Origin of the sequence: Marinobacter sp. EVN1 (assembly GCF_000475375.1) — a bacterium.
Taxonomy (GTDB): Bacteria; Pseudomonadota; Gammaproteobacteria; order Pseudomonadales; family Oleiphilaceae; genus Marinobacter; species Marinobacter nauticus.
The window spans coordinates 1-8,336 of sequence record NZ_AXCB01000056.1 but is presented as its reverse complement, the minus strand read 5'-3'; the positions used below and the strand labels follow the sequence as shown (position 1 = coordinate 8,336).

Genomic DNA, 8,336 nt, shown 5'->3' with positions numbered 1-8,336 from the left:
GACTTATTCAGAGCCTCCTTAAATCTGATAATTATTTACTAGCTAACGCCAAGCATTACGGCTGACGGTGCCCAGCACAGGCAGTCCACACCAGTGACTTGTTAATTGGCGATTACCCGGAAGTTACGCCTTGGCACAGTGCTCCAACGTTTACTCACTGACACCTTGCACGAATCCCAATGGATGGCGAAGGAAACAAGGCACAAAATTCGAGGATTTTTCGAAGATTTACGTGGAGAAGAGCCCGACTATGGCAAAGATTTGGTCATCGACTCTCTGCGCCCTGACAAGAGCGCCTGGTGGGGGCCATCGGCCCGGAACAGATTTAATGGCCTTGTTTGTAAAAGCCCTATATATCAGCTTCGGCATTTGGATTGCCCACGTACTGTGATGCAAAAATACAAAGACTCTTTCGTCGCTGGATTATCTGCAGCCCAAACTTTGGCTTCTTCAGGTATCGTCGCCCGGCAAATGCCCGCTGCTTCAGCTGGAGAGTAATCCTCGAGGCTAACCGTACCTTGCGGCGCACTACCGTGACCTACGCGGCCATCCGGAGTTTTTACCCAGCCTTCCCAGCCCAATATGTGTCGTCCGTGGCGTTCTAGGTAATCAACTGCCTCCAAGGCCTCCTTCATAGGTAAAACAATTTCTTTTTCTGATATAGAAAGGGCAGCTAAGGATGAAGGTATAAAATCTAATGCCGACATCCCATCTAACTCCTGCTTAATGCCATGCCCAGCGACCGGTTTGTGGAGCGCAGCGGAACGACTGGAGCTACTGATTATGCAATGCCCAGTCGTCGCACGTCATTCGATATACCCGCACAGCTCGGGCATGGAATTCTCGAATCGTATAATCTCTGAATCCAACCTTCTCCGTCACCCTAACGGAGGCTGTGTGCTCCGGCTCGATAATAACAATTACCGACTCGCGGTGTGTTTGATCGAAAGCATACTGGAGAACACCTTTTACAGCTTCTGTAGCATACCCCTGGTGCCAGAACCTGCGCGCCAGCCGATAACCTAGATTGAGTTCTTCGACATCGCCAACCAACTCAGGCCCAATGCCACAGAAGCCGATAAAATGCCCAGATTCCTTCTCACAGAATGCCCACGGCCCTATTCCATGAGAGGCGTAACACTCAAGGCACCAATCAACGAACTTTCGAGTAGCTTCCTCGTCGCAAACTCCGCGAACGGAGAATTTCATGACTTCCGGATCACTGAGCATTGCGGTGAGCACCGGGACATCCTGATGGGATAGCTTCCTTGCAACCAACCTCTCTGTTTCAAACAATGACACCGCTCTCTCCCTGTGCTTCACGCCAGCAATAAAAGGCGCCCTGAAAAGGGCCTCCGGCGGAGGCTGAAGGCCAGAACTAATTTGATTGCTTTGTTATGCGGACTTCCGTTCTACAATCTGGAGGTTAAACGCTTCCGACTCTTCGGGCGGCTCAAAGTAATCTGTCACCATCCTAAAGACCTCCTCTGTATCGAACTGCGCTCGTTCGGGTTGTTCTTTCTGCCGCTGTTTAAGCTGCTTTAAACAAACTTCATCGTCTACCGACAAATAGTGCAGTTCATGAGGAATACCGTGTTTCGAGTATATATCTTTGAACCAAGCTCTTTGCTTCCGGGTATTGCCAGGAAAATCCAGGACCACAGAGGTACCAGCCAAGAGCACTTGCTCAACGTGTGATCTCAGCACAGGCTTGAGACGGGATGAGTAGCTTATGTAATCATTGAAATCCTTAATCTCACCGGGGAACAATGCGGCTAGCCATTCATCCTCAGAAATAAGCACGGCTCCCCGCTCACGAGCGATCTTGCCAGACAAAGTGCTTTTGCCAGCTCCCATCTTCCCACAGAAGAATATCAACGTTCCGTACCTACTCATTGCTTAATCCTTACACATAACACCAAGATAAGCGGCGCCCGACTAGAGCGTCCGGTGGGGGCCATCAGCTTGGTACGACCTTAATGGCCTTGTTAGGTGCTGATGTCATTTGAGAGGATTTCCTCGTTCTCAAATTGCAGCCCAATGTGGATCCACCTAAATTCCGGCCGTGTTTCGAAACAAATTTCCCACTCCCGGTTATCAGTCGTATCCACAGAAATAGCAGAGACCTGAAACAGCTCCGAAGCAGCCATACCCTTTGGAATCGAATCCCAACCCGAGGCGATCGACACAAGGTGCTCGGAACACTTATCGAAATAGTGATCAAGCTCGGCAAGCTTGCTCAGTATGAACTGCACTGATTGAGGATAGGGCCCTTTCGCGTCGCCTGGAATACTATGGAAAACCTCGCCACTGGCCGCCTCCCAATAACCTTCACTTTCCAAAAAAGTCATCGGGCCCAACCTGTCGTGAACGATTTCGATACTTGGCTTATTGCGCCCAGATAAGGCTTTTTTGAGAAACGGAAACATTGATTTTGCTCACCTAACACCAGCCTGCATACGCGGCTGCGGAATGGAGGCGAAGCCGCAATGTAGTAGGCGTCGCCGTGCCGGGCCTTGTTATAAGTCTTGGCATAGACCCTCAGTTTAGATCCTTGCGGCGCCTATTGAAGTCACTGAGAACGAGCCCGCTTGTTACAAAGATGAACGGATATAGAAATTGATTGATAGCTGCGTCAAAACCGGCCCCTATCAGAGTCGAAACGGCATGAAGCACTCCGATACCGATCAGTATAATTGGTAAAAGTAGCTGTAGAACCTTGAACCACCTACTCAGACTACCCAATCCCCTACCCTCTATCCGCATCGGATCGCAAATATCTAGTCTCTTTCCAAAATCCAACAAAAACTTCTCGCAACTTATAACGCTCGCATTTGCGGCTAGTTTGGAGCACAGCGGAAAACCAGTCCGACAACATGCTCTTGTTAAGAGGTAGTGGCACGCTCCGCCTCATCAAGTTTCTTTAATGCGAACTCACCCCTTTCAGATACGGGCCGAGATTTATCCGAGATAAAACGCTCAGTAAACGTCCTGGCAACAGAACCTAAACTGTCTAGCTCTCGTATCAGAATCTCAGCTGAAACTCGCCTTACGATAGATGATCGATCTTCAGATGATTTTTTCAATAGTTCGAGCATTGGAGCTTTAACATTCAGCTTGCGCTCAGCAACGACAGGCTTTAGCCGGCCTTCACAATAACGTATATCGGTCCACTCCCATTTCCGGCCTTCCATCCATACAATCCGCCCTTCAAATAGGCTGCGGTATGCTTTAGCTCGAACCGACGGCTGAATCGCAAAACTAGCTATTTCTTCCATTTTTTCGTCAAGAATCGGTGTCCGGCCAAGTTGAGAAAAGAGCGATGGCATAGGCCCAGAAGCCGATGAAATCAACTTAGAACGAAGAGACTTTGCAATTTTCTCTTCACAGATAATTTGAAGAAGAACTTCTTTATCTCCTTCTTCGATCCTGCCCCAAGAGTTCCAATTGGAAAGCGCAATGCTTAGCGCCTCAACGACATAATCAGGATCTGTAGATCCTGCTATCTCTGGTAGTTTTTCTCTTGCAGCCTTGCGAACTTGAGGCACCCAATCATTAAGCCTGCGAACTGCTAGAGAAAAAAAGAATGCATTCGGCGCGGCCCCTGACAGGGCTCGTAGAGCTTTTTCTCGCCTGTAACCATCCCAGCTAATCAGGTCAAGCCAGGTTATAAATTCCTTGGGCTTTGACCAAACCTTCCATTTCGGAGTGCTGGACTCTCTTAACGCCGAAGAAAACTCAGAGCGAATCAAACGCTCCCAGTAGTCAAAGCTGGAAAGAGGCAAATTATCGGTTACATCAATCAGTGCAGACATATCAGCCACGACTTTGCTTCCTGAACGAATTGAGTTTGCAAAGTCTTGTACTGCCGAAATAACCTGGTCTTCGATTGTCTGCAATTGTTGCATTTACTGCTCGCCTCTTAACGCCTTGGGTAAGCTGACAGGACAGAGCGTAGCGGAGTACCGGTCGGCCTCACCTACTGGTATAAATTGCAGCCAAGCTTGAGACCATGCTTTTGATCGATTCGATCTCAGCGTCACGGTCGACTGCCTGGCAGTTGTATGTGATGAACAGAGCCGTTGGCCCACTGGCCACATACCATAGCTGCCAAAATTCATTGTCCGAACCAAATGCTAAAGTGAACCCTTTGAAGTCGCCAGCGGAGGTTTCCGTCAGTTTGGCACCGGCCTCTATGTGCTCTTGCGCCAGCCCTCTTAAGTCTTCTTCCGTGACCATTCCTTCTTTGGAATAGCTACTGATCTCGAGTGCTCCGATGCCTTCCGGATGAAAAACGATTGAGCAACCTTCTTCATGCTCTCCTAGCCACCCGGGCAGCAAATTGATTCGCCAGTTTGGTCCATCGAACTGATTCATAATTATTGCAACTTAACGCCTTGAATAAGCGGCTGATCTTGCACCACTTTGGTGGACACTTTACGCACTGAGCTTTTCATAATCCTCCGGGGATTGGTAGCCTAGGCTTGAGTGCAGCCGCTCGCTGTTATAGAACATCATGTAGTGAATGATTTCCGAGACGGCCTGCACTTTCGTGTCGAACAGGCGCTTGTGCACCAACTCCGCCTTTAGGGTATGGAAGTACGACTCCATGGCGGCATTGTCGAGGGGATTGCCCTTTCGACTCATACTGCGAACCATACCCGCCATCTCCAGTAACTCCCGATAGTCGTGCGCGGCGTATTCGATACCTTGGTCCGAGTGGAAGAGGCAACCCGGTGCTGGTGCCTCGTTCAGCAAAGCCATTCGCAGCGCACTCTTGGTCAGTTCGCTGTTGCGGCGGCTGCTGAATGACCAACCCACCACTCTGCGACTGAACAGGTCAATGATCCGGCATGATACAGCCAGCCGGTGCGCGTTTTCAGGTAGGTGAAGTCACCGGCCCACTGCTGCCCGCAACCAGTCGGCGCATTACTGCCTTTGAGCTGTTTGCCGGCCGAGCTGTAAAACGCATGCTGACCCGGTCGCCAAGCATACAGACCGGTGGTGGATGCTTTGATCTCCAGGGCTCGCATCAACCGATTCACCCGTCGACGACTGCAACTCAGCCCCTGCTGGCGCAACGCCTGATGTACCCGTGGCGCGCCATAGGCTCGCCGATACCCCTGGTGCAGTTCAACGATGGCACCTTTGAGTGTTTCATCGTATTGCCGGTGCACGCTCGTGGGTCGGGCAAGCCAAGCGTAAAAGCCGCTACGCGACACACCAAAAAACAGGCAGAGGCGCTTGATACTGAACTGATCCCGGTTCTTCTCGATAAACGCAAAAATCAGTGACGGTTTTTCTCGAAGAACCGGCGCGCCTTTTTTAGAAGATCAATTTCCTCTTGGCGTGCATTCAGCTGTTTTTCCAGATCCTTGATGCGCTTCTTAGCCTTGGCCAACTCATCTTCGGCAGCGGCTTCAGAATCCGGTGGAGGATTCACTCTTTTGGGAGAGGGCTTCTGCTTTTTCATGTGTTTGTTTTCAACCAGCGTCCCGTTGCGATGCTCCATACACCAGCGGTACAGCATCACCGGGTGTATCCCCAGCCCCTCCGCAATATCTTTGGTTTTAACGTTAGGGTGATTAGCCAGTTTAACGGCCCGCAGCTTGAACGCCAGGGTGTAACGGTCGTAGTTTCTTTTGTAGGTGTGCCCCATGACAGGCCCCCTCTAGTGTCCGGTAAATGACCGTCCACTAAAGTGGTGCAAGATCAGCCGGTTGGAGCGCCAGCGCAAACCGGTCCGCTTGCGCTAATGGTTAGGCATGTTGCCTGCTCTTGGCCGCAAATATACTGATCAAAAGCAGCAAGGCTGGTGCTGCCAACCAAACAAAATATCCGTAAGCCAAACCCACTGTACCTGCGCCTTCTCCGGAGCCGCGATAGATGGCCATGGGTGAGATTACAAAGTCCGAAATAAGCGCTAAGGAAATGAGCGCCCATAGCCCGGCTGACACGTAACCATGGCGGGAGAAGCAAAAGGCTCCCCATAAGAACACAATATTCCCCAACCAAGGTGCAAGCCAAAGAAGAAGATTCCAAGGATCATTGCCCAGATTCGCAAGGGTAACCAGCAACAACAGACCACCTTGCAGAGTCATGTCGTAGCCCCGGATCAGTTCGCCTGTTGGCGCGACTGTTCCTGGCAGAACAAATGCGAGCAAATAGAGCCCTATCGGCGCCCACAGCATCTTGCGAGCTATCTGTGACATTTCCTTCATGCCTAACGCTCTGGCTTTGCGGCGCACCGTAGCACCAGCGTAGGCGCGTCCGACAACAGCCACATGTTATGAGTTTTCACTGTGGTAAGCGTTCATCAAAGAATTTAATCTTGCTGTCTCGGGGTTTTGGTTGAATAGCTCTGGGTCTCGCTCGAAAAGCATTTCGATGTAGTTGTGCATGATTTTGTACTCTCGAATGCTGCGAATTTTTCCCCGTCTCAAGATCGGGTTAACTTGAAACCCGAACACGTGCCGGTCAAGCACGATGACGCCGAACCTCAACAAGGCGAAGACCACCACTAATAGAGCAAACATAAGAATCAATGGCACCCAACTTTCCTCAATTTACTCATAACGCCGTGGGTAAGCCGCCGGTGCGGAGCGGAGCGCAGTACCGGTCGGCTTCACCAATTGGTTAAGAATTTTGTTCAAGCGTAATTTCCACGGCATTGAAGAACTGACCGGAATTAGCAGTTTGTTGAACCCAGTCTGCAAGTTTCACTTTGAAGCCCTGGCGTACGAAATCCTTGGCGACTGACTCTAAGTATTCCGGATGGATATCGAAACTGGCGAGCTTGAGCACTTCTATCCCAACCTGGGTCAAAAGATAAACAGGCATTGTTGCTTGTTTTTTAGGGTCGTCGTTCTCAAGAAGCATCACCTTATTATTAGCAGTGATTGCCTGGAAGAATGTGTCTTCTGATAAGCTCCCTACAGAAGATTTCAGCCCGGTTGCCTCAACGCCAGACAACACTCCAATATCCTGCAAAAACATCAATTTAGTAAAGTTTATACCTTCACTCTCTAAAAATTTGTCTTTCTCTCGGAAGATTCTTGAGGCAATAACAAAACGCGCCAGCTTGCTAATTAACAATGCTTCAGACCTTGAGAGTCCTTTTAAAAACTCTAGAGTACGCATAGAGTACGACCCTGGCTGTTTCACCTCACCGGCCAGAATCCGACCCCACAAATCTTGAAGCTCGCTCGAAGATACCCGCCCTGCATAGTCTCTCCATGCGAATAACCAATCATCCTCCACCGGGTCTTCCGAAGGCTCCTGAGCATCATTCTGCAGAACGTCCTCGGCATTCAGTATCGCCCTGGCAATGTTTGTTTCTCTCCTGATCCCTTCGGAGAGATCGTTATTCATCACGCTCGTCGCAAGATCATCTAGGTTTAAAGTCGGCTCAACTCTGCCCAACTCATCTACTCTTTCCGGCGGTGCACTCAAGAGTTTGTTCGAATCATTGCCTTTGAGAGAGTATTTTCCTGCTTTAATGGCTTCGACTTCTTTTTCAACTTGCGCAATTTGAAGCATTTCGCTCTTTCGGATTTCAATGCGTGCCTTTGCAACCCTTTTCTCCTGCCATGGAACCAAGAGTGAGCCAACACCTTTCTCAGCGAGTGTTTCCCAAAGCTTGATAAGCAATTTCTCACCGGGATAGTCCATATTTCCCTCTTATTCTTAACGCGGAGCACACCGGCGCCACGCATGTGGCGTCCGGTGCTGTGAATTGTTAGCGCGGCAAGAAGTCTCCGATCCTGAACGAGGTTTCGGAAACCAAGAATTCGTCGAGATCATTGATGCTTTCAAAGTTTCGAGTCCTTTCCTGACCATCGCGAAGTGTAATACTAAAGCCCACGCCCTGAACAAAGGACAATTTCGCTTCCTGTTTACCTTGATCCGAAACACTAATGGATTTCAGAGTAAATCCCGCCTGCAGTTGCTGTTCAGCTTTCCGGAGCCCGTGAGTGTGTCGAGATTGCGCTGATGACTGCTCCGCCTTCTTAACGGCATCGGGGAAAAACCAGCTAAAAATTGTGGCAAGCCACTCCATAGTCTTTACCCGCTAACGCTGAACGAAGCGGCGCGTCTCACGCGTCCGACTTCCGTGGCTTGTTAAGGTGGCGACGAAGGAAAACACCCCATGCGCACAGCACCCCGAGTACACCGCCAGTTCCTACAGCAAGGTACATTAAACTGATCGAAGTGGCTGTGCCTGCATACACAAATGCTGCCAATCCAGCGGAGAGGAAAAAGGCACTTACGCAAGCCATGAAACCGATAGCCCAACGGCCAAATTTCGAATTTCTCCTAAGGAGGCTCTGAATAAG

The 8,336-nt window shown here is 50.0% G+C and carries 12 protein-coding genes; all 12 read right to left on the bottom strand.

What is annotated here, in order from left to right:
• Window positions 1–356: 356 nt before the first annotated feature.
• The 12 genes from Q674_RS41155 to Q674_RS37040 all read right to left on the bottom strand — a co-directional run bounded on the left by Q674_RS41155 (window position 357) and on the right by Q674_RS37040 (window position 8,059).
• The gene (locus tag Q674_RS41155; RefSeq protein WP_152526092.1) at window positions 357–707 is read right to left on the bottom strand and encodes a hypothetical protein; all 351 of its coding nucleotides are present in this window, start codon (window positions 705–707) and stop codon (window positions 357–359) included.
• A 67-nt stretch (window positions 708–774) separates the two neighbouring features.
• A complete protein-coding gene (locus tag Q674_RS37095) occupies window positions 775–1,302 on the bottom strand; it encodes a GNAT family N-acetyltransferase (protein WP_031210407.1) in 528 nt (175 codons plus the stop codon).
• Between the two features lie 93 nt (window positions 1,303–1,395).
• The gene (locus Q674_RS37090; RefSeq protein ID WP_023009718.1) at window positions 1,396–1,896 is read right to left on the bottom strand and encodes an AAA family ATPase; all 501 of its coding nucleotides are present in this window, start codon (window positions 1,894–1,896) and stop codon (window positions 1,396–1,398) included.
• A gap of 92 nt (window positions 1,897–1,988) precedes the next feature.
• Window positions 1,989–2,429 carry a hypothetical protein gene (locus Q674_RS37085; protein WP_023009717.1) on the bottom strand — a complete coding sequence of 147 codons (441 nt, stop codon included), beginning with the start codon at window positions 2,427–2,429 and terminating at the stop codon, window positions 1,989–1,991.
• Window positions 2,430–2,885: 456 nt separating this feature from the next.
• The gene (locus tag Q674_RS37075) at window positions 2,886–3,908 is read right to left on the bottom strand and encodes a hypothetical protein (protein ID WP_023009715.1); all 1,023 of its coding nucleotides are present in this window, start codon (window positions 3,906–3,908) and stop codon (window positions 2,886–2,888) included.
• Window positions 3,909–3,975: 67 nt separating this feature from the next.
• A complete protein-coding gene (locus tag Q674_RS37070) occupies window positions 3,976–4,377 on the bottom strand; it encodes a hypothetical protein (protein WP_023009714.1) in 402 nt (133 codons plus the stop codon).
• A gap of 60 nt (window positions 4,378–4,437) precedes the next feature.
• Window positions 4,438–4,821: an integrase core domain-containing protein gene (locus Q674_RS41150; RefSeq protein ID WP_161629373.1), complete on the bottom strand. Its 384-nt coding sequence runs from the start codon at window positions 4,819–4,821 to the stop codon at window positions 4,438–4,440.
• The gene (locus Q674_RS41705) at window positions 4,782–5,177 is read right to left on the bottom strand and encodes an IS3 family transposase (protein ID WP_161629372.1); all 396 of its coding nucleotides are present in this window, start codon (window positions 5,175–5,177) and stop codon (window positions 4,782–4,784) included. Before Q674_RS41705 ends, Q674_RS41150 begins: the two co-directional genes overlap by 40 nt.
• Before the next feature lie 110 nt (window positions 5,178–5,287).
• Complete coding sequence (locus Q674_RS37060) at window positions 5,288–5,659, bottom strand: transposase (protein ID WP_023009712.1); 372 nt, start codon at window positions 5,657–5,659, stop codon at window positions 5,288–5,290.
• Window positions 5,660–5,759: 100 nt separating this feature from the next.
• Window positions 5,760–6,221 carry a hypothetical protein gene (locus Q674_RS37055; RefSeq protein ID WP_023009711.1) on the bottom strand — a complete coding sequence of 154 codons (462 nt, stop codon included), beginning with the start codon at window positions 6,219–6,221 and terminating at the stop codon, window positions 5,760–5,762.
• A 415-nt stretch (window positions 6,222–6,636) separates the two neighbouring features.
• A complete protein-coding gene (locus Q674_RS37045; protein WP_023009709.1) occupies window positions 6,637–7,671 on the bottom strand; it encodes a DUF2806 domain-containing protein in 1,035 nt (344 codons plus the stop codon).
• A gap of 67 nt (window positions 7,672–7,738) precedes the next feature.
• The gene (locus tag Q674_RS37040) at window positions 7,739–8,059 is read right to left on the bottom strand and encodes a hypothetical protein (RefSeq protein WP_023009708.1); all 321 of its coding nucleotides are present in this window, start codon (window positions 8,057–8,059) and stop codon (window positions 7,739–7,741) included.
• Between the last annotated feature and the right edge of the window lie 277 nt (window positions 8,060–8,336).

What these genes read in the sequence shown, in the direction of transcription:
- Q674_RS41155 (WP_152526092.1), bottom strand. Translation starts at nt 707, where the DNA reads ATGTCGGCATTAGATTTTATACCTTCATCCTTAGCTGCCCTTTCTATA.
- Q674_RS37090 (WP_023009718.1), bottom strand. Translation starts at nt 1,896, where the DNA reads ATGAGTAGGTACGGAACGTTGATATTCTTCTGTGGGAAGATGGGAGCT.
- Q674_RS37085 (WP_023009717.1), bottom strand. Translation starts at nt 2,429, where the DNA reads ATGTTTCCGTTTCTCAAAAAAGCCTTATCTGGGCGCAATAAGCCAAGT.
- Q674_RS37075 (WP_023009715.1), bottom strand. Translation starts at nt 3,908, where the DNA reads ATGCAACAATTGCAGACAATCGAAGACCAGGTTATTTCGGCAGTACAA.
- Q674_RS37070 (WP_023009714.1), bottom strand. Translation starts at nt 4,377, where the DNA reads ATGAATCAGTTCGATGGACCAAACTGGCGAATCAATTTGCTGCCCGGG.
- Q674_RS37060 (WP_023009712.1), bottom strand. Translation starts at nt 5,659, where the DNA reads ATGGGGCACACCTACAAAAGAAACTACGACCGTTACACCCTGGCGTTC.
- Q674_RS37055 (WP_023009711.1), bottom strand. Translation starts at nt 6,221, where the DNA reads ATGAAGGAAATGTCACAGATAGCTCGCAAGATGCTGTGGGCGCCGATA.
- Q674_RS37045 (WP_023009709.1), bottom strand. Translation starts at nt 7,671, where the DNA reads ATGGACTATCCCGGTGAGAAATTGCTTATCAAGCTTTGGGAAACACTC.
- Q674_RS37040 (WP_023009708.1), bottom strand. Translation starts at nt 8,059, where the DNA reads ATGGAGTGGCTTGCCACAATTTTTAGCTGGTTTTTCCCCGATGCCGTT.